This window comes from Mycobacteriales bacterium (assembly GCA_036497565.1).
In the GTDB taxonomy this organism is placed as follows: domain Bacteria; phylum Actinomycetota; class Actinomycetes; order Mycobacteriales; family QHCD01; genus DASXJE01.
On sequence record DASXJE010000292.1, the window covers coordinates 1 to 20,595 of the forward strand.

A 20,595-nucleotide genomic window follows, 5' to 3' on the forward strand; every position below is an offset into this window, starting at 1 on the left:
CGAGCCGGGTACCACCGTTGAGCTGAGTCTTCAACGCCTGGATGCCGGCGAACAGCGGCGAGGCGAGGCTGGTGCCGCCGATCCGGTACTCCCCGAAGTGAATGCCCTCAGGGAAGTCCTGGGTCAGGCCGATCAGCATGCCCGTCGTCGGGTCGGCGTCCATCGCCACGTCCGGCACGGCACGCGCCGAGCCGAGCGCCGCAGGCACCACGCCGTTCTGGTACGTGGGCTGGTTGAACAGGTGCGACATGCCGCCGCCGGCCCCGTAGAGGAAGCCGAGAGGCTCCCAGGACTTGCCGTCGGCCGACAGCGAGTACTTCAGCGTGCCCCAGCCGGTCTGGAACTGCATGGCACCGTTGGCGTCGATCGCGGTGCTGGTGCCGCCGGCGCTGGTGACGTAGGGGTCGGAGGTCGGGTAGTCAGCCTGCTTCAGGCCGGTGTTGAGGACCTCGTCGCCGTTGTCGCCGGAGGAGAACTGGAAGCTGATGCCCTGCATCGCGCCCTGCAGGAAGACCTGCTCGTACGCCGCGACCGAACCGGTCGTCGAGTTCTGCTCGACGTCTCCCCAGGAGTTGCTGACGATCGACGCCTTGTTGTCCGACACGACCTTGGCGAGCGTGTCGAGGAAGTCGGCGTCGTTGCAGCTCGCTGAGCCGTAGTACATGACCTTCGCCGCAGGCGCCATACCGTGGACGGCCTCGACGTCGAGCGCCTCCTCGCCGCCCCAGCCGCCCGGGTCGCAGAGGGCCTGGTCGGTGAACTTGCTTGGCAGCGTCTGGCTGAACTGGCCGGGCGCGAACGGTGCGTCACCCTGGTCGGTGGCGTACTGGTTTGCGTCCTTCTGCATCGTGGGCAGGGCGTAGGCGTCGGTGATCGCCACGGTCGCGCCCTGTCCGGTCAGCTTCGACGCGTCGACGCCGTACGCCGCCCGGAACTGGGCAGGCACGTAGCCGCAGGGTGCGTAGGCGCGGAACTTGCCGTTGAACTTCGGCAGCGGCGTCTTGAAGTCCGCCTGCTTGTTGGCGGTCACCTGTCCGTAGGAGAGCGAGCATGGGCGAGCGTTGCGGAATCCGGGCGCGTAGGGGTAGCCGCCGGCGGCCTTGGCCGTCGCGGCTGGTGCTGCCGCAGGTGCCGCGTCCGTCACGCTTCTCGGCGCCACCGTGTGCGATGCGGTGTCGAGGCCGAGCACGCCGATGACCGATCCTGAGATCGCGGTCGGGACCTGAGCTCTGGCCGACGGTGCCTGCACGGTCTTGCCCTTGTGGCTGTAGAGCTTCAGACCAACCGAGAACGCCTTTTCGGCGGCCGCGGCGGTGCCGGTCGCCCGCACGTAGCGGTTACCCGACGCGACACCCGTGACGTGCAGGCCGGAGCCCGCAAGCCAGGAGCGCACCTGGGACACCTCGGCCGCGGTCGGGCTGAACCGCGCCTTGTACTGCGCGGTGCTGAGGTAGTGGCGATAGCTGGTGCTTCCTGGCGTAGAGACGGCGGCCACCGCCGACTTCAGGTTGGCCGTACCACCCTTCGGTGCGAGGTAGACCCGCAGGTCCTGGCTGCGTCCCGAGGGGACGGCGCCGTGTGCGGCACTCGATGTCGCCCAGGCCGGCTGCGTGCCGGCGAGCGGCACGTGGTCCGGGGTGACGGCTGACGCCGGTACCGCGATGAGCGCGGCCGCCGCCGTCAGCCCGGCCACCCCACCGGCTGCGATGAGCGCCTTTCTTCTGTGACTTCCTGACACGCCGTCACCCTCCATTGGGCCGCAAGAAACTGCTCTGATCAGGCGCGCGATCCGGGGCGTCCGGATCGCGTCGAAGGGGACGCTAGCCTGCGCCGACCTGCCGCGCCAGACCCCGGAACCGCTGGCAACCTGCCCGTGACCGTCTCGAAACCTTGATCAGGCGGGCTGGAAGGTCTCGGCGAACGTGTGGAAGTCGTCGAGGCTGCTCGACCAGTGGGCGGCCGGCGCCGACCAGTAGAGCGCGTAGCCCCTGCCGCCGACCGTGAAGCCCCGGTCGACCACCCGGATCCGGCGGTCACCGTGACCACCGAACTCGAACTGCCAGTCGGCCGCCGGATAGCCGCGGTAATCCGCCGCCGTGATCGACACGGTGCGATAGCCGGGGAGCCGCTCCGAGACGTACGCCGCCTGCCGGCGCCAGTCGGCGACCGGGTCGGGCTGCGGTGAGTCGGTCTGGTCGATCCGGAGGAACCGGCCGCCCGCCGGGTCGCGGAAGTCGACCCGGCTGCCGTTGCGGACCAGCTGCCATCCGGCCGGTACGTCGACCGAGAACCCGGTCGCGTCGTGGTAGGTCCGGAACCCGGCCGGCGTCCCGGCCCCGGGCTTCTTCTTCGCGGGGTGCTTCGCGGTCGGCTTCGGCGACGGCTTCGGTGACGGCTTCGGTGACGGGGACGCCGACCGGGCGTGGCTGGGGGACGGACGTGGCGAGGCGTGGCTCGGCGCCGGGGTCGGCGAGGGAGTCTGTCGGTGGGCGGGCGCGCCGACCGAGTGGTTCGGGTGATCCGGGCGGGTCAGTGCCACCGGGACGGCCACCGCCGCCCCGACGACGAGCAGGCCGGCGAGCAGCGCGCCGATCCGCGCGCGGCGGCGCCGCGGACGTACGGGCGCGGGCGGCTGCGGGGGAACGGGTGCGGGCGGCTGGGGGCGTTCGACGACCTCGGTCCGGTCGGTCGGCAGTTCGGTGACCACGGTCGGCTGCGGTCGCGTGCTGACGGTCGGCTCCTCGGCCTCCAACCGGGCGTGCTGCAGCAGTTGGCGGGCCTGCCGGGCCGACAGCCGCCGTGCCGGATCCTTCACCAGCAGCCCGTCGAGTACGGGTGCGAGCGGCCCGGCCGACCGGGGCGGCGGGATGTCCTCGGTCATGAGCGCCGAGAGCGTCGCCATCGCGGAGTCGCGGTCGAACGGCGGCCGGCCCTCCACGGCGGCGTAGAGCGTCGCGCCGAGCGCCCACAGGTCCGACGCCGGGCCGGGCCGGTCACCCCTGGCCCGCTCCGGGGCGACGTACGCCGGTGCGCCGACGAGCAGCCCGGTGGTGGTCAGATGCGGGTCACCGTCGAGGGTGGCGATCCCGAAGTCGGTGAGCACGGCCCGGCCGTCGTCGCTGATCATGACGTTGCCGGGCTTGACGTCGCGATGCACGATGCCGGCCGCATGCGCTGCCTCGAGCGCGGAAAGGACGTCGAGCCCGATCCCCGCCGCCCGGCGGGGCGAGACCGGTCCGGTGGCGCGGATCACCTGGGCCAGGCTGCGGGAGTTCAGCAGCTCCATGACGATCCAGGGACGCCCGTCCTCCTCGACGACGTCGTAGACGGTGACGGCGTTGGGATGACTCAGGCGCGCCGCGGCCCGTGCCTCGCGCAACGTGCGCTCCCGCATCACCGCACGATCGGCCTCGTCGAGGCGCGCCGGGGGTTGCAACTCCTTGACGGCGACGATGCGGCCCAGCAGCTCGTCCTTCCCGCGCCACACGGTGCCCATGCCGCCGGAGCCGAGCCGGTCGAGCAGCCGGTATCGGTTCGCGACGGCATGGGTCGGTGTCGGAGGAATCCCCATAGGTATTAGCGGTACCCGTTCGAGCGGACGGAGACAACTTTCTTGGACGCGGTGTTGCTCACATCAGGTGCGTCAGCCGGTGTTCCCGACGCAGCGCAGCACCGGAGCCGCGAGCAGCGCGTCCTCGTCGAGGACCTCCGCGGTGCGTACGGCGAAGGTCGCCGACTCACCGGGCAGCAGGGTGACGAGCATGTCGTCGACCACGGCGTCGGCCGCCAGTCGGTCGGGGAACAGCGCGACGTCACGCAGCAACGTGGTGGCCGTGACCGTCACCTCGTAGCCGTCGTCGACCCGGCTCGCACTCGCCTTGTAATCCGGCTGCGGCGCGGCCAAATCCTTGTCCTCGACGTAGAACCGCACGGTGCGCACGCCGTCGGTGTCGGCGACGAGCAGCTCCTGGGCCGGGCGTGCGGCCTGTGCGACGTCGTCGGGGATCGGCACGGTAACCGTCTCCCGCGGCCCGGCCGACAGTGCGACGGTGGCCTGCGCGAGCGCCTCGCCGGCGACGGAACGGCGGGTGAGCTGCAGCTGCCCGGACCACGGCTCCGGCGAGTCGTTGACCGCGATGACGGCGAGCCCGCCGTCGCGCGGCTGCACGGTGAGCAGCCGGTCGGCGTAGACGCGGCGAAGCGCGTACCACAGTGGCTTGCGCCGTGCGTCGCCGTCGATCGCCGCCCACGAGGTCACCGGCCAGCAGTCGTTGAGCTGCCAGACCACGGTGCCCATGCAACGAGGCGAGTGGCTGCGGAAGTGTTCGATGCCGAACGCCACGGCGCGGGCCTGGTTGAGCTGGGTCAGCCAGTGCCAGTCGTCGACATCGGTCGGCTGCGCGAAGTGCGGCGCCAGCCCGCGGGCAAGCTTGTCGTTGCCCTCGACCGCCTTCTGGTGGTGCAGCACACCGGGGGAGTCCGGCGCGATCGGGTCGTCGTGCACCGCGCGGGTCAGCGTCGCCCACGTCGGTGGGCCCTGGAAGCCGAACTCAGCGGCGAAGCGCGGGATGTAGTCGGCGTACGCCGTGTAGTCGCGGGCGTTCCACACATCCCAGATGTGCTTCACGCCGTGGTTGTCGTCGTTGGGGTGGCGGTCGAAGTCGCCCGAGTAGGGGCTGCCCGGCCAGTAGGGGCGGGTCGGATCGAGCTCGGCGACGATCTTCGGCAGCAGGTCGAGGTAGTAGCCCTTACCCCAGGTGCGGTCGCCGAGCGTCTTCTGCCAGCCCCAGTCGTACCAGCCCCAGATGTTCTCGTTGTTGCCGTTCCAGAGCACCAGGCTCGGGTGCGGCATCAGCCGCACGACGTTGTCCCGCGCCTCGGCCTCGACCTGTGCGGCGATCGGCTGCTCCTCCGGATACGCCGCGCAGGCGAAGAGAAAGTCCTGCCACACCAGGATTCCGCGTTCGTCGCAGAGGTCGTAGAAGTCGTCGTTCTCGTAGATCCCGCCGCCCCACACGCGCAGGAAGTTGATGCCGGCGTCGGTGGCCTGGTCGAGCCGCTCGGCGTAGCGGGAGCGGTCTACCCGCGAGACGAAGCAGTCGTCGGGGATCCAGTTGGCGCCACGGGCGAAGACGGGGACGTCGTTGACGCGGATCACGAAACGGGAGCCGTGCTCGTCGGGGGTGGTGTCGAGCGTGACGTCGCGGAAGCCGATGCGGCGCGTCCATTGCTCCAGCGACCGGTCCGCCGAGATGAGCTCCACCTGCAGGTCGTACCGGTTCTGCTCGCCGTACCCGCGCGGCCACCACAGGTCGGGCGAGTCGACGGCGAGGTAGAGCACGGCGTGGTTCGACCCGGCCGGGATCGTGACATCGCCGGCGGCGTTGTCGACGGTCGCGCGCACGGTCAGGTCGCCTTCCTCGCCGACCCCGGACCGTTCGACCTCGACGTGCACCTCGACCCGACCGGCGTCGTGGGCGACGGTGACCAGCGGCCGCACCTCGGCGAGCCGCGCGGTGTCCCAGGCGTGCAGCCGGATCGGACGCCAGATGCCGGAGGTCACCAGCGTCGGACCCCAGTCCCAGCCGAAGTTGCAGGCCATCTTGCGGATGAACGAGATCGGCTCGGGGACCGCGGACGGCAGGTCGCCGCCGACCGCGTCGCGGACCGCTTCGGCATAGCGGTACGGCGACGCGAAGTCGACGGTCAGGTCGTTGCCGCCCGCGCGGATCGCCGGGCGCAGGTCGACCCGCACACCGCGGTGCATGTTCTCCGAACGGCCGACCTCGGTGCCGTTGAGGCCGATCGTCGCGACGGTGTCGAGTCCGTCGCAGACCAGGTCGATGCGCTCGGCGGCGCCGTCCGTCCAGTCGAAGCCGGTCGCGTAGCGCCAGTCCGCCCGGCCGATCCACCGCAGCCGGTCCTCGTTGTCGTCGAGGTAGGGGTCGGGGATCAGTCCCGCGGCGAGCAGGTCGGTGTGCACGCAGCCCGGCACGGTCGCGGGCACCGTGCCGGCGGAGCCTCCGGCCGGGATATCGGCCGGGATTTCGGTGCCGGGCTGGTCGGCGCCCCCGGCGAGAGCGAGGGTCCACCCGTCGGTCAGCGGCTGCTCGTAGGACACGTTCTCTCCACTCGTCGAGATCTTGGCCGGTCGCCCGGGGGCACCGTAGAACACCGGGTCCGCGGTGCGGAGATCGGCACGGTCAACTCCAGCTCGCCGGGGGTCGCCCATACGGGTGTTTGACCAGTTGGCGCAGCCGGAGTAGACCATCTAGCGGAGGTAATGCGAGGCATGCGGGCCACCTGGACCTAGTGCATTCACCGCTCGTGAGGGGTTCGTTCGGCGTATGCACATGGCCGAGGCGATCGACCTGAGCACGCTTTAGCTCCGTCCGCGGGGAGGGGTGGAGACGACCGTCGGTTCGTGAACGGGGGAGGGCCGGGCCGCATGACGGTCCGTGGTTGACGAGCCGGCGGTCCTCCGCAGGTCCGGTCAGGACCGCGAGGAGCGCCGCTGGATTATCGGCAGCAGAGGACACGAACGTACGGCGTGGCGGGCCTGCACCGCCTAACCTCCCGGGTGCCCTAGCGTCGGGCGCGTGGCCGAGGACGACGAGCTCCGCGAGGAGGGCGGCTCGACGGAGGAGGACGACGCCGGGCTCGGTCGGGTGCTCGCCCTGTCCGACGGCGTGTTCGCCATCGCGATGACGCTGCTGGCCCTCGACCTGCGCATCCCCGACGTCAGCAACAAGGACCTGCCGCACGCCCTCGCTGACCACGCCGGCGCCTATCTCGCCTTCCTGCTCAGTTTCTTCGTCATCAGCCGCTACTGGCTCAACCACCATCGGATGTTCCGGCACATCGTGCGGGTCGACGGCGGGACCATGCGGCTCAACCTGCTGTTCCTGCTCGTCGTCGCCGCGCTGCCATTCCCCACTGCAGTCCTGAGTAACCACGGCAGCACGACCGCCGGGGTTGTGCTGTATGCGTCGAGCGTCGTGGCCGCGACTCTCCTGCTCGGTGCGCTGTGGTTGTGGGCGGGCAACCATTCTCTTACCGCCGTGACGATGCCCCGACGGGCAACGTACGACGAAGCGTCCGTGTCGTTCGTCGTCGCCGTGGTATTCCTGGTCTCGATACCGGTCGCGTTCGTCGTGCCGAGCGAGGCCGCATTCATCTGGCTGCTGCTCTTCCTGCCCAGGCGGACGATGCTGCTCGGCGCGCAACGTGTCCGGCGGTTGTTCCGCCATTAGCTTGCCGACCCCGATCATCGGCGGGACGATTTGATCATTGTCGCCGGAGGGGGTGGCCGATGAGCACCAGCGACGGCGCCCCGTGGCCCGGCCTGCTGCCCGCGCGTCCCCCGGAGCAGGCCGGCGGGCGCGGCCGCAAGCCCAGGCTCCCGGCCAAGGGTGCGAAGGTCCGGGCGATCTGCTGCTCCGGCGGGGGAATCCGCGCCGCCGCCTTCTCCCTCGGCGGGATGCAGCGACTCAACCGCCGCGAACGCGTGGACGTCCCGTCGTGGTACGAGCAGGCCGACTGGGTGACCGCAGTCTCCGGCGGGTCCTACATGGCGGCATCCTTCGCCATGGTCAACCATGCCGGCTCCGACGAGTCACCTCCGACGGACGGCTCCACTCCGCGCCGGGTGGTCGACGATCCGCGGTTCGCGAGCGTGCCGGTCTACGCGCCCGGGTCGCCGGAGGACACCCGGCTGCGGGCCCACACCCGTTACCTCACTGAGGATCCGGCCGCGGCCGCGGCCGGGATACTCGGGATCTTCTACGGCCTCGTGCTCAACCTGATCCCGATCCTCGCGGGGATCTACGTCGCGGCACATATGCTCGCATGGCTCGTCATCCGGCCGTTCGGCCTGCTCACCCTGTCCCCGGACGCGACCGGAGCGCCAAAGCCGGGTACTCCGACGAGCGGGCTGGAGCACTGGCACACCCAGCATCTGATCCCGTGGCTGTGGGCGACGATCATCATCGCGTCGGTCGGGCTGGTGGCGTTCGGGCTCGACCGGCTGATCGACGTCTACCTGTCGCTGAGCGAGCGGCGTAGTCGCTGGCTGCGCAACACCTGCTTCACCCTGCTCTCCGTCGCAGGCGTCGTCGCGGCGCTGTGCGTCGGCGTACCGGCGCTGCTCGAGGCCGTGACACACCTTGGGATCACCGGGATCCTGACCGTCGACCCGGCACAGGGGATAGGTGGCCTGATCGCGTCGGTGGCCGCGATCGTCGCCCTCGTCCGAGGGACGCTGGGGAAGTTGCGGATCGGGGTGCAGACCGCCGCCGGCCCGAGTCCGGGTGGCGCGGTGTCGGGCTTCGTGTCGAAGGTTCTGCGCGCGCTCCTGCCGTGGACCGGGTCCGTCATCGCCGCAGCCCTGCTGGTGCTGGCGTTCCTGCTCTGGGTGAGTCGCGCGGTGCTGCACGGGTCGTCGACCGGCGGCTGGCTCCTGGTCGGCCTCGCCGCCGTCATCATCGTGGTGTGGAAGGCGGTGACCGACGTCAACCGGAACTCGATCCATCCGTTCTACAAGCAGCGACTGTCCACGGCGTTCGCCGTCGAGCGGTCCGACGACGACTCGGCCCGCCCACGGCCCTACGCCACCCCGATCCGCTTCTCGACGTTCCGCGACGACCCGGGTCCGAAGCTGGTGGTGTGCGCGGCGGTCAACACCGATCAGCCGGGCGTCGTCCCGTCCGGTCGCGGCTGCGCGCCGTTCACCTTCAGTGCGCGTTGGAGCGGCATCTCCGCCGGGACGATGTTCGACGGCGAGCACGACCGGCCGCCGGACCGCGGGCGGAGATTCATGGTGCCCACCGAGCGCTTCGAGGAGAGCGCGGGGATGCGGCTGATGACGTTGCCGGCGGCGGTGGCGGTCAGCGGCGCCGCCGTCTCGCCGATCATGGGGCGGATGACCAGGGCACCGCTGCGGCTGCTGCTCGGGCTCGCCAACGTGCGGCTCGGGTTGTGGCTGCCCAACCCGCTCGACCGGAAGGCGGCCCGCCGGCGCCACCCTCCGGCACCGCCGGACGGCCGGCCGTCGCTGCGGTGGATCGGGGACCGCATCCGCTGGCAGATCTCGCAGCCCGGGATCTTCGCCCTGTTCCGGGAGATGGTCTGGGGCACCGGTCTCGGCGGTCGGTGGATCTATGTCACCGACGGCGGGCACTACGAGAACCTCGGGCTCGTAGAGGCGCTCCGTCGCGGCGCCACCGAGATTGTCGTCTTCGACGCCTCCGGCGACCGGGCCAACACCTGGACGACGTTCGGTGAGGCGATCGAAACCGCCCGCGCCGACCTCGGGATCGAGATCGACCTCAACCCCTCGGCTGAATTCCAGGCCACCACGGCGGACGGCTTCGCCCGCACCTTGGCCGCGCGCGGCGGCTTCACCCGACCGGACGGCACCATGGGGGTGATCTACCTGTGCAAGCTCGCCGTACCCGACGAGGCGACCTGGGACGTCTACGCCTGGGCGGCCACGCATCCCTCCTTCCCGCACGACTCGACCGCGCAGCAGCTCTACGGCGACCGCGAGTTCGAGGCCTACCGCAAGCTCGGCGAAATCGCCGCGGACATGGCGGTGCACCTGATGGTGTCCACTCCGTCCCGACGACCTCGTACGGCGGGCGCGACGCGGCACCCGGCGGAGGCGGCCACCGGGTCGGCCGACGGCTTTAGCGAATGACGTCGGAGTCGACCGGTTACCGACCTCCTGGTACGGCGCCCAAGCGCCGCCTGCGGATCCACTACGAGCTGCTCGGCTGCGCCGTGCACGGTCACGAGCTGGTCGGCACCGATGCGGCCCGGATCCGCGACCGCGACGCGCTGGTCGTCCGGGACGCCGGCGCCGGACTGCGGTGGCACCGATGCCTGCGCTGCGATGCATGGCTGCCGCTTCCCGCTCCGGAGCACCCGAAGCGCGACCACCCGCCGGACCGGGACGAGATCGAGCTGCCGCTGCGCGGCAAGCCGCTGCGGGACAGGTACGTGCTGCGGCTCATCGCGCTCGACCGGCTCGTCCACTTCGTGCTGCTCGCGATCCTGGCCATCGCGATCTTCTTGTTCCTCGGCAACCGCACGCAGTTGCGGGACGAGTTCTACCGCATCGTGACCGCCTGGCAGGGCGGCTTCGGCGGGCCGAGCGGGCAGTCGAGTCACGGCATCCTGCACGAGCTCGAGCACGCGTTCCGCCTCAAGACCAGGACGCTGTGGACGCTCGGCCTCGTGGTGGCGGCGTACGCCGTCCTGGAAGGTGTCGAGGCCATCGGGCTGTGGCGGCAGAAGCGTTGGGCGGAATACCTCACCTTCATCGCCACCACCCTGCTGATGATCCCCGAGATCTACGAGCTCACCGGTCGCATCTCGGCGACGAAGATCATCGCGCTGGTGGTCAACGTCCTGGTCGTGGTCTACCTGCTGTATGCCAAGCGGCTCTTCGGCATTCGCGGTGGCGGCCGCGCGGAGCAGGCCGAGCGCCGGCACGACCTGGGGTGGCAGGCCCTGGAGCGGGCCATGCCACCGGGCTGGCCGAGCAAGCCTCCGCTCAGTCCACCGGCTTCGCATTGAAGCGCTCGATCCGCAGCAGCGGGGCGATGACCCGTTGCACCGGGCCACGGTCGAAGGCGCGGCGGATGTCGTCGTGGGCGAGGAAGTTGCCGAGCGCACCCAGCGTCATTCCCTGATCGAGCGAGAGATACCGCTTGGCGACGGTGCCGCTGCCTACGGCGACGGCGTCGTAGAACCCGCCTGCGCCGTAGGAGTCGAAGTTGGCCTTGAGCTTGGCCAGGTTGTCGACCGCGGCCTTCGGCGCGAACTTCAGCGCGAGGAACGACGCGTGCGGGGTGACGACGCCGTCGCCCCACTTCGGCGCCGGCCCGGCCGGCCTGCACCCGGGGATGCCCGGGTCGTCGACCGTCTGCTGCTCGTCGGAGGGGTAGCCGCCCTGGTCCATGCCGAGCGAGGGCACGCCGAACGCGGTGTAGCCGTCCTTGATCTTCGGATCGCTGGACGGCGAGAAGCCCCAGTAGCCGTACTTTGCCTCGTCGAGCCCGTGCCGGATCTGCCCCTGCACGTACGCCGGGTCGTTGATCCCCCAGCTGGTCGGACCCCAGGTCTCCTCGGGCACGAACATGTCCGGCATCAGGGCCTCGAACATGTCGCCGCCCCAGGTCGGCACGAACTGTAGGCCCTCGTATCGGAAGGCACCCTCGTAGACGTTGATGCCCATGTAGGTGTGGTTGTAGCCGACCGGCTGCATCTGCTGCCAGCCGAACTTCGTGCAATCCGGCGGGAAGGTGCGGTAGAGCGTGAAGTAGTGGGACAGCGGGATCTGGCCGAGCGCCATTCCGATGTAGCTCGCGATCCGCGGTTCGCTGTTGAGTACGTCGTAGTGGTTGCAGGTGTAGTAGACGTCCGGGCCTCGGTTGCGGTAGTTGCCCACGACGGAGCAGCCGGGCGGCTTCTCCTCGTAGAAACCGCCGGCCAGTTCGCCGCCCACGCCGGGTCGGGCGTTCTTGTCGTAGTAGAAGCCGAAGTCCATCGGCGCGAGCAGGGCGTTCGCTTCCTTCGCCAGCCGCGGCTCGGCGGTGCGCACCGTCATCAGGGCGGCGGCCAGCCAGCCGTTGTCCACACTGGACAGGAACGGCGTGATGGTGCTGCCGTCCACCGGCCAGGTCCGCAACACGTCGCCGCTGTGCGGGTCGTACCAGTTGAAGAACATGCCCGATGCGGCGTCGCGGTGCAGCGTCCCGAGGGTGTCGAGGGTCTGCTTCATCCGCGCCATGGCCGCGTCATCGCCGATTATGTGCAGGTCGCGCGCCGCAACCGCGCTCCACAGGTAGGCGCCGATGTTCGTGGGCGACGTGTAGGCGGAGCGGGATCCGGCCGAGAGGTCGCCCTCGATGTTGTCGGACACCAGACCGGTGGTCGGGTCGGCCATCGCAGTCATTGACCGCCACGTGTCGGCGGCGTAGCTGCGCAGCGTCGACGTTTCAGAGCCCGTTTTCGGTGCCGGCGCGGCATGCGCGGGCGCCGTCAGACCGATCCCGGTGAGCAGGGCCAGTGCCGACGTGGCGGCCACGGCGCGCAGGAGTTTCATCAGAGGGTCCCTTCCGCCTAGCGTGGCGCGGGATGCTGCCATGCTCGGAGAAGGTTGTAAACAGGGAGGTTGCGGATGTCCGACCGTTCGCCGTCGGTGCAGATCGGCGTTGTCATGGGAGTGTCCGGCTCCGGCAAGACCACGGTCGGCGAGATCATCGCGGAGCGGCTCGGCTGGACCTTTGCGGAAGGCGACTCACTGCATCCGCCGGAGAACGTCGCGAAGATGGCGTCCGGGCACGCGCTGGACGACGCCGATCGCTGGCCGTGGCTGCAGCGCGTGCGGGACTGGATCGACGAGCAGGTCGCCGCCGGGCGGTCGGGTGTGGTCACCTGCTCGGCGTTGAAGCGCTCCTACCGTGATCTGCTCAGCAAGGACCGCCCCGAGGTGGTGTTCGTGCATCTCGTCGGCACGGCGGAGCAGATCACCGAACGCCTGGTGCCGCGGCACGGCCACTTCATGCCGGCAGCGCTGCTGGACAGCCAGTTCCACGATCTGCAGCCACTGGGTCCCGACGAGAACGGCATCGAGGTCGACGTGGCCGGCACCGCCGAGTCGATCGCCGACTCGGCGGTGCGCCAGCTGACCGCGTTACAGCACTGACTGGTAGGGGTCCCAGCCCTCGGGGAGCGGGTCCGGGCTCTGACAGCTGACGGTGACCGGGACGAACTCGTCGAGCCGGGCCGAGTCGCTGATCGCCGACATCGTGTCGACGACGTGCATCGCCAACTCGCCCGACGCGCGGTGCGGTCGACCTGCGCGGATCGCCTGCGCCATCTCCAGCGCACCGATGCCGCGCCCCGCGGTGGTCCCGCCGAGCGGCAACTCCTGCCAGTCGTCGTCCCCGACCTTGCGGATCCGCACCGGGCCGCCGAACGTGTTGGGGTCCGGAACCCGCAGGGTCGCCTCGGTGCCGGTGATCTCCACGAACCCGTGCCGGCTGACCGGCGAGTCGAAACTGATCACCATGGTGGCCACCGGACCGGCCGCGAACTCGACCAGCGAGGTGCTGTGGGTCGGCACCTCGACGGCGAACGACGTACCGGCCTTCGGGCCCTTGCCGATGACCCGCTCGGACTTGGCCTTGCGGGCCGCGGCCGCGACCTTCGAGACCGGCCCGAACATCTGCACCAGCATCGTCAGGTAGTAGGGGCCGATGTCCATCAGCGGCCCACCGCCGTACTGGAACAGGAACTCCGGGCTCGGGTGCCAGCTTTCCGGGCCGGGGCTCTGCATGGCGACCAGCGCCGACTGCGGCTCGCCGATCACGCCCTGCGCGATCAGCCGCTGCGAGGTCTGCAGCCCGGCGCCGAGGAAGGTGTCCGGCGCGTTGCCGATCCGGCGATCGAGCTGCTCCGCCTCGGCGAGCAGGCTGTGACCGTCCTCGCGCTCCAGGCTGAACGGCTTCTCGCCGTAGACGTGCTTGCCGGCCCGCAGCGCTGCCGTCGCCACCGACACGTGGGCGGCGGGGATGGTCAGGTTGATGATCATCTCGACGTCGGGGTCGGCGAGCACCGTGTCGACGTCGCCGGACACGGAGATGCCGTGCTCGGCGGCGACCTCCTTGGCGCGGACCGTGTCGATGTCGGCGCACCCGACCACCTGCACGTCGGGAAACGCCGTGAGGTTGGTCAGGTAGGCCTTGCTGATGGTGCCGCAGCCGACGACCGCGACCTTGACCGGTTCGCCACCGCTCACCGAATGCCGCCGGTGGTCAGGAAGGTGTAGCTGTCGGCCAATGCCTGGACCATGTCGGTGGCGCACTCGTCGAGCTCGACGACGTGCCACTCGACGGTCTTGTTGGCCGCCAGCGACGCGGCGATCGGGACGACGCCCTGGCCGACCGCGGTCATCGGGTCGCCCTTGGTCGCCGGGCCGTCCTTGACGTGCAGCAGGCGCACCCGGTCGCCGAGCCGGGCCAGCAGCTCGGGTACGTCGACCCCGCCGACGGCGGCCCAGTAGATGTCCACCTCGAGGATCAGCTCGGGGTCGAGCGCGTCGGCGAACACCTCGAGCGCCGGCCGGCCGTCGACGACGTTCTCCAGCTCCCACCAGTGGTTGTGGTAGCCGATGCGCATTCCGCGGGCGGCCACGTGCTTGGCCGTCTCGTTCAGCTCGGCGGCGACGCCCTCGACGCCCTCCCGGTCGGTCCACCGCTCGCGGGCGGTGGCCGGGACGATCACGGTGTCGGTCCCGATCGTCGCCATCGCGTCGAGAACCTCATCGCGCTTCTCGCCGAGCACCGGGGCGTGGGTGCTGGACACGGCCAGGCCCAGCTCGTCGGCGATCGCCCGGAAGCCCTTCGGGTCGGTGGTCGGGCTGTAGGGCTCGACGGCGCCGTAGCCGATGTCGGCGAGCTTGGTCAGGACGGCGCGCGGGTCGTCCATCTGGTCGCGCAGGGAGTACAGCTGTACGGAAAGCGGATTCACGGTGCTCCGTTTCGAGGTCGTCGTATTGGCTGGGAGTACCCCGGTCGATCACGGCCTCCCCGCAGACCGTGATCAAGAGGGGTTTCGTTCGGCGTTTCGTACCGGAATCCCCTCTTGATCATGAGGGGACCGACCGGGTCGGCCGGGTCGCTCAGATCGCCATCGAGAGGAACGGCGAGGAGTAGTCGGCCTCCTTGTCGAGCACGGCCGCGGCGTCCTCGCGCGAAATGCCGGCCGAGTCCTTCTCCGCCTGGACGAGCAGCGGCAGCAGGTGTACGTCGCCCGCGGTCGGGATGCCGGTGATCTGCTCGTGCGAGAGCACGAAGGCGAGCGCGGCCGAGATGCGCTCCTGGTCGTCGAGCGGCTCGTACCACGTGCTGTAGCGCTTCTTGTTCTCATCCGGCCAGTTCTGCCGGGCGACGGTCTTGATCGTCATGAGCCCGACGTCGCGGCGCTGGGTCTCCTCGGCGAGCGTGGCCCAGTCGGCGGCGTAGTCGGCCCGCTTGGACAGCGCGTAGTTCCACGGGGTGAGCACCGAGTCGAACGGGAAGCGGCGCAGCCCCTCGAGGTGGGTAGCCGGGGCCTGGTGGCCGTGGCCGGTGATCCCGATCGCGGAGACCAGGCCCTCGTCGCGGGCCCGGATCGCCGACTCGAGCGACCCGCCGGTGCCGGTGGCCTTGTCGAGCTCGTCCAGGTCGCCGATCGCGTGGAGCTGGATCAGGTCGACGTGGTCGGTCTGCAGCCGCTCCAGCGAGGCGTTGATCTGCGCCCATGCCTCCTCGGCGGTGCGCAGCTGGGTCTTGGTGGCGAGGAAGATCTGGTTGCGGATCCGGGGCATCCACGGGCCCATGCGCAGCTCGGCGTCGCCGTAGCCGGCTGCGGTGTCGAAGTGGTTGATCCCGGAATCCAGGGCGAGCTGCATGGACTCGTCCGCGGTGTCCTGGTCGACCGCCGCCAGCATCGCGCCGCCGTAGATCAGAACCGAGCTTTCGTGCCCAAGCCGGCCGAGCCGTCGTCGTTGCATCTTTACTTGCCTCCACACTGTGTACTGCGGGTCAGGGCAGTCATCCGATGAAACCGTAGCGGGCGGCGGATCGGAAGGCACCCCCTGACCAGCGGTTAAGGTGCGAGCCGGGATGGACGGCGCTACGGGACAGCTCCAGGCGGGGCAGCGGCGCGGGCTGCGCGTCGAGGTGCTGCTCGTCCTCGGCGTGTCCCTGGGCATCTCGGCCCTCTACGCCGCCGTGAACCTGCTGGGCTCGCTGACCGCCAAGAAACCGCTCTCCCAGCAGCACGCCGTACTCAACGCCTCCGCCGCGCCCGGGCGGCCCTGGCTCGACCTCAGCCTGCAGCTGCTCGGCATCCTCTCGGCGGTGATCCCGGCCCTGCTGGCCGTCTACCTGCTCGACCGCAGCGGCCAGCCGCCCTCCACGATCGGGCTGGACACCCGCGCCCCGCGCCAGGACCTGGTCCGCGGGGTCCTGCTGGCGCTGCTGATCGGGATCCCCGGGATCGGGCTCTACCTGGCCGCGCACGCGCTGGGCATCAGCCTCAGCGTGGTCGCGGAGGCGCTGCCCGCCGTGTGGTGGCGCTACCCGGTGCTGCTGCTGTCCGCCGCGGAGAACGCCGTCCTCGAAGAGGTCGTCGTCGTCGGCTACCTGCTCACCCGGCTCGAGCGGATGGGCTGGCGGCCCAATCGGGCCCTGCTGGCGAGCGCCACGCTGCGCGGCAGCTACCACCTCTACCAGGGCTTCGGCGGCTTCATCGGCAACTTCATCATGGGGCTGATCTTCGGCCGGTTCTTCCAGAACACCCGCCGGGTGATCCCGCTCATCGTGGCGCACAGCCTGATCGACATGGTGTCCTTCGTCGGGTATGCCCTGCTCAAGGGCCATGTCAGCTGGCTGCCCTGAGCCGGCTGCCCTGAGCGGTGGCCCGGTCCGTCAGAGGACGGCGTGGACGATGACGAAGGCGAGCGCGGCGACCGCCGCCGAGGCGGGCAGGGTGAGGACCCAGGCGACCGCGATGTTGCCGGCGACGCCCCACCGCACCGCCGAGAACCGCCGGGTCGCGCCCACCCCCATGATCGACGAGGTGATCACGTGGGTGGTCGACACGGGGACGGCGTACACGTAGGCGGAGATCAGCAGGATGCTCGAGGCGACCGTCTGGGCCGCGAAGCCGCCCGGCGGGGTCAGCTGGATCACCCGGCGGCCGAGCGTCCGCATGATCCGGTAGCCGCCGGCGTAGGTGCCGAGGCTGATCGCGAGCGCCGAGGCGAGGATCACCCAGATCGGTACGACGAAGCTCGCGAGGTGGCCCGACGTGACCAGGGCGAGGGTGATGATGCCCATCGTCTTCTGGGCGTCCTGGGTGCCGTGCCCGAAGGACATCGCGGCAGCCGACCCGATCTGGGCGAATCGGAAGCCGCGGGTGGTCTTGCCGGCGTTGGCTTTTCGGAAGGTCCAGAGCACGCCCAGCATGAAGAGGTAGCCGACGAGCAGGCCGATGATGGGCGAGAGCACCATCGGGAGGACGACCTTGTCGACCAGGCCGGACCACTTCACTATCTGCGCCGCGGCGAGAGCCGACCCGACCAGACCGCCGATCAGCGCCTGGGACGAGGACGAGGGCAGGCCGAAGTACCAGGTCACCAGGTTCCAGGTGATCGCCCCGATCAGCGCCGCGAAGACCATCTGCAGGCCCTCGTTGTTCTGCGGGGGGTCGACGATCCCGGAACCGATGGTGGTGGCCACCTTGGTGGAGACCAGGGCGCCGACGACGTTCATCACCGCCGCCAGAGCGAGCGCGATCCGCGGCGTCAGCGCCTTGGTCGAGACGGTGGTGGCGATCGCGTTGGCGGCGTCGTGGAAGCCGTTGGTGTAGTCGAAGGCCAGCGCGACCACGATGATCGTGATCAGCCCGAGTACGGCGAGGCTCACGGGTGGACCTGTCCCACTCAGGATTCCTTGACCGCGATGGTCTCGACGGCGTTAGCCACGTGCTCGAGGGCGTCGGCAGCCTCCTCGAGCTGATCCGCGACCTCCTTGAGCTTCATCACGGTGAGTGCGTCGTAGTCGCCGCTGAAGAGGCGGGAGAGCAGGCGGCGGTAGAGCTTGTCGGCTTCGTTCTCGACCCGGTTGACCTCGATCCAGAAGGGCTCGAGCTCTTTCATGGTCCGCAGCCGTGGCATGGCCTCGGCGGTGGTGCGGCAGGCCCGCTGGAGCAGCTCTACCTGGCGGGCCATCTCCGGGGGCAGCGTGCCCAGGCCGGTCAGCTCGATCAGATCGGCCGCGGCTTCCATCGCGTCCATCACGTCGTCGAGGTTGGAGGCGAGGGTGTAGATGTCCTCCCGGTCGAACGGGGTGACGAAGCTGGTGTTGAGCTGGCGGAAGATCTGGTGCGTCGTGCTGTCGCCGGCGTGTTCGTGGTCCCGGAGCCGGATGGCGAGCTGCTCGCGGTTGGCACTCTCGTTGAGGAACTCGGCGAGGACGTCGGCCGCCGCCACCAGGTTGTTGGCCGCAGCGGTGAACATCTCGTAGAAGCTGTCGTCTTTGGGGCTCAGGCGCAGGCGCACGAGGGATGCTCCGGAAGAGAATGCGGCATGTCTCGCGGATCGTACGGGCAGGGACGGTTGCCGGCTGTCCCCGGCCCCCGGGCCCGCGTCCGGTGCCGGTCCGGATCGCTCATGAGGGAGACTAGTACCCGTGCTGATTCGGACACGCTGGTTGCTGGCCGCCACGCTGGGCTGTCTGGCCCTGGTGGTCGCCGGGTGTGGCTCGGGATCGTCCTCCGGCGGGAGTCATGGGATGTCTGGGATGCGGGGGATGGACCAGAAACCCGCGGCCGAGCTGTCCACGGCGCCGTCCGGCACGTTCAAGGGGGAGAAGCTCGCCGGCCCCCACCCGCGGCCGTCGTTCACGCTCACCGACACCCGGGGCAAGCGCTACGACTTCGGCGCTCGGACCGCCGGGCACCCGACACTGCTCTATTTCGGCTACACCCATTGCCCGGACGTCTGCCCGACGACAATGGCTGATGAGGCCGCCGCGCTCCGACTGGTGCCGATGAACCTTCGGCGGGAGACCCGCGTTGTCTTTGTGACGACGGATCCGAAGCGGGACACCCCGCCGGTGATCGGGCGGTGGCTCTCCCGGTTCGACGGCGGGCTGCCGGAGCCCTTCATCGGGCTCACGGGGACGGAGGCCCAGGTGGAGGCAGCGCAACGTCTCGCCGGGGTCACGGTCGCGCAAGACGGAGGACAGACACACTCGGCGCAGGTCCTGCTTTACGGGCCGGACAACGTCGCCCGGGTATTTTTCCAGCAGGGGAACAGCCCGAGCGACATCAGCCACGACCTGCCGGTCGTCGCGAAGCAGAAGGGGTGACGCGAAATGCCGGTCTCGTCGCGGAAGGGGGCTGATGTCCGGACGCCTCCGACGACCGCCCACCCGGGCCGTGGGCCGGCCTGGCTGCCGGGGATCTGGCCATGGATCGCGACGGTGCTCCGGATCGTCGTCGGTGTGGTCTGGATCATCGCCGGCATCGCCAAGGTCGGCGACCCGGCCGGCAGCGTCCGTGCCGTGCGGGCCTACCAGGTGCTGCCCGAGTTCCTGGTCAAGGGGCTCGGCTACGGGCTTCCCTACCTGGAGATCGCGCTCGGCGTCCTGCTGATCGTCGGGCTGGCGACCCGGCTGGTCGCCATCGTCTCCGCGCTGCTCTTCGTCGTCTACATCGTCGGCATCGCCCAGGCCGCCGCGCGCGGGCTGCAGATCGACTGCGGCTGCTTCGGCGGCGGTGGTGCGCTCAAGGCCGGCCAGACGACGACGTACACCTGGGACCTGATCCGCGACGTGCTGCTGTTGATCGGCTCGGGCCTGTTGGCGTGGTGGCCGCTGAGTAAGTACTCCGCCGACGACTGGATCCTCAACTCGGTCTCCGACCCGGTGACCACGCGGGTCGGCCCGCGCCGGACCAAGGAAGCCCAGCGCCGCCTGGCCGCCCTGCAGGAGCAGCGGCGGAAGGAGTCGGCACGCCGGCTGCAGATCACGTCGCTGGGAGTAGTGGTGCTGTTGGTGGCGGTGTTCGCCATCGGCGACGTCGTGCAGTCGCACCGGGCCTTCGTCGCCGGGCCGGCGGTCACGCCGACGATCGCCTCGGACTCCGGGATCCTGGTGGGCAAGGCGTCGGCCAAGACGACCGTCGACATGTACGAGGACTTCATCTGCCCGGTCTGCGGCGCCTTCGAGAAGCAGACCGGCGCCAAGATCACCTCGATGATCAACGACGGTACGGCGAAGTTCCGCTACCACCCGCTCGGCTTCCTCGACCCCAACTCGAGTCCACCGGGATATTCGAGCCGCGCCGCCAACGCGGCCGCGTGCATGCCGACGCCGGCGATCTTCAAGAAGTACCACGACCTGCTCTACGCGAACCAACCGCAAGAGGGCAGTCCCGGGCTCAGCAATTCGCAACTGATCGCGTTAGGCAAGAAGGCCGGGGATACCAGCCCGTCGTTGGCCACCTGTGTCAACAGCGGTAAGTACAACAAGTGGGTCGCGGGCATCACCGATGCCGCGTCGAAGGCCAACGTGACCGGCACCCCGACGGTGCGGATCAATGGCAAGGCCATCTCGACGCCCGGTCAGGCCTTCCCCAACCCGGCAGATCTGCAGGCGGCGGTCACCAAAGCGTCTCAGTGACGTCGTTGTCGGCCCGGCCGCCGGCGCTGCGGTCGGGTGACCGGGTGGCGCTGTTGTCCCCGTCTGGGCCCGCGGTCTTGGCGCGGGTCGAGGCTGCCGTCGCGGTGCTGGAGTCGTGGGGGCTGTCGGTCTCGCTCGGCGCGCATGCTTTGGGTCGTTCCGGCTTCTTCGCGGGGTCGGATGCCGACCGGGTCGCCGACCTTTGCTCGGCCGTCTTGGACCCGTCGGTGCGGGCCGTGATGTGCACTCGGGGCGGGTATGGCGCGCAGCGGATCGTGGACGCGGTGCCGTGGGAGTCGTTGCGGTCGTCGCCGAAGCTGGTGGTGGGCTTCAGCGACATCACGGCGCTGCACCT

Annotated in this window: 17 protein-coding genes; 8 read left to right on the forward strand and 9 right to left on the reverse strand. The window is 70.0% G+C overall.

The window, feature by feature from the left end:
- From VGH85_22560 to VGH85_22570, 3 genes are all read right to left on the reverse strand, one after another.
- Positions 1-1,738 (reverse strand): S53 family peptidase (locus VGH85_22560; protein HEY2176603.1); only part of this gene is annotated, 1,738 nt, incomplete at its 3' end.
- Positions 1,739-1,894: 156 nt separating this feature from the next.
- Positions 1,895-3,571 carry a serine/threonine-protein kinase gene (locus VGH85_22565; GenBank protein HEY2176604.1) on the reverse strand — a complete coding sequence of 559 codons (1,677 nt, stop codon included), beginning with the start codon at positions 3,569-3,571 and terminating at the stop codon, positions 1,895-1,897.
- Positions 3,572-3,643: 72 nt separating this feature from the next.
- On the reverse strand, positions 3,644-6,121 hold the full coding sequence (locus VGH85_22570) for a hypothetical protein (GenBank protein ID HEY2176605.1): 2,478 nt from the start codon (positions 6,119-6,121) through the stop codon (positions 3,644-3,646).
- 478 nt (positions 6,122-6,599) lie between these two features.
- On the opposite strand from VGH85_22570, the gene VGH85_22575 reads away from it, so the two are divergent.
- Genes VGH85_22575 through VGH85_22585 form a run of 3 tightly spaced genes read left to right on the forward strand, consistent with a single transcriptional unit; the run spans position 6,600 to position 10,578 of the window.
- Complete coding sequence (locus tag VGH85_22575) at positions 6,600-7,253, forward strand: TMEM175 family protein (protein HEY2176606.1); 654 nt, start codon at positions 6,600-6,602, stop codon at positions 7,251-7,253.
- 59 nt (positions 7,254-7,312) lie between these two features.
- Positions 7,313-9,697, forward strand: a complete 2,385-nt coding sequence (locus VGH85_22580; protein ID HEY2176607.1) for a hypothetical protein — start codon at positions 7,313-7,315, stop codon at positions 9,695-9,697.
- The gene (locus VGH85_22585) at positions 9,694-10,578 is read left to right on the forward strand and encodes a DUF2127 domain-containing protein (GenBank protein HEY2176608.1); all 885 of its coding nucleotides are present in this window, start codon (positions 9,694-9,696) and stop codon (positions 10,576-10,578) included. Before VGH85_22580 ends, VGH85_22585 begins: the two co-directional genes overlap by 4 nt.
- Here the strand turns inward: VGH85_22585 and VGH85_22590 are convergent.
- Positions 10,556-12,109 (reverse strand): glucoamylase family protein, encoded by a 1,554-nt coding sequence (locus VGH85_22590; GenBank protein ID HEY2176609.1) that lies wholly within the window; start codon positions 12,107-12,109, stop codon positions 10,556-10,558. The two genes, VGH85_22585 and VGH85_22590, sit on opposite strands and share 23 nt — an antisense overlap.
- A 75-nt stretch (positions 12,110-12,184) precedes the next feature.
- On the opposite strand from VGH85_22590, the gene VGH85_22595 reads away from it, so the two are divergent.
- Positions 12,185-12,712 (forward strand): gluconokinase, encoded by a 528-nt coding sequence (locus VGH85_22595; protein HEY2176610.1) that lies wholly within the window; start codon positions 12,185-12,187, stop codon positions 12,710-12,712.
- On the opposite strand, the gene VGH85_22600 is transcribed toward VGH85_22595, so the two are convergent.
- The 3 genes from VGH85_22600 to VGH85_22610 form a co-directional block, all read right to left on the reverse strand.
- The gene (locus VGH85_22600) at positions 12,701-13,807 is read right to left on the reverse strand and encodes a Gfo/Idh/MocA family oxidoreductase (GenBank protein ID HEY2176611.1); all 1,107 of its coding nucleotides are present in this window, start codon (positions 13,805-13,807) and stop codon (positions 12,701-12,703) included. The two genes, VGH85_22595 and VGH85_22600, sit on opposite strands and share 12 nt — an antisense overlap.
- A complete protein-coding gene (locus VGH85_22605) occupies positions 13,804-14,538 on the reverse strand; it encodes a sugar phosphate isomerase/epimerase (GenBank protein HEY2176612.1) in 735 nt (244 codons plus the stop codon). Before VGH85_22605 ends, VGH85_22600 begins: the two co-directional genes overlap by 4 nt.
- A gap of 151 nt (positions 14,539-14,689) precedes the next feature.
- Positions 14,690-15,562 carry an aldo/keto reductase gene (locus VGH85_22610; GenBank protein HEY2176613.1) on the reverse strand — a complete coding sequence of 291 codons (873 nt, stop codon included), beginning with the start codon at positions 15,560-15,562 and terminating at the stop codon, positions 14,690-14,692.
- Positions 15,563-15,674: 112 nt separating this feature from the next.
- On the opposite strand from VGH85_22610, the gene VGH85_22615 reads away from it, so the two are divergent.
- Positions 15,675-16,451 carry a type II CAAX endopeptidase family protein gene (locus VGH85_22615; protein ID HEY2176614.1) on the forward strand — a complete coding sequence of 259 codons (777 nt, stop codon included), beginning with the start codon at positions 15,675-15,677 and terminating at the stop codon, positions 16,449-16,451.
- Between the two features lie 30 nt (positions 16,452-16,481).
- Here the strand turns inward: VGH85_22615 and VGH85_22620 are convergent, their stop codons facing one another.
- Together VGH85_22620 and VGH85_22625 are read right to left on the reverse strand one after the other, a co-directional pair.
- On the reverse strand, positions 16,482-17,480 hold the full coding sequence (locus tag VGH85_22620; protein ID HEY2176615.1) for an inorganic phosphate transporter: 999 nt from the start codon (positions 17,478-17,480) through the stop codon (positions 16,482-16,484).
- Positions 17,481-17,497: 17 nt separating this feature from the next.
- Positions 17,498-18,115: a DUF47 family protein gene (locus tag VGH85_22625; GenBank protein ID HEY2176616.1), complete on the reverse strand. Its 618-nt coding sequence runs from the start codon at positions 18,113-18,115 to the stop codon at positions 17,498-17,500.
- A 130-nt stretch (positions 18,116-18,245) separates the two neighbouring features.
- On the opposite strand from VGH85_22625, the gene VGH85_22630 reads away from it, so the two are divergent.
- The 3 genes from VGH85_22630 to VGH85_22640 all read left to right on the forward strand — a co-directional run.
- Entirely contained in the window at positions 18,246-18,926 is a 681-nt protein-coding gene (locus tag VGH85_22630; protein ID HEY2176617.1) for an SCO family protein, read from the forward strand.
- 114 nt (positions 18,927-19,040) lie between these two features.
- Positions 19,041-20,240 carry a thioredoxin domain-containing protein gene (locus tag VGH85_22635; GenBank protein ID HEY2176618.1) on the forward strand — a complete coding sequence of 400 codons (1,200 nt, stop codon included), beginning with the start codon at positions 19,041-19,043 and terminating at the stop codon, positions 20,238-20,240.
- Positions 20,237-20,595, forward strand: a 359-nt coding sequence (locus VGH85_22640) for an LD-carboxypeptidase (GenBank protein ID HEY2176619.1), incomplete at its 3' end; no start/stop codon positions are given. The genes VGH85_22635 and VGH85_22640, both read left to right, overlap by 4 nt.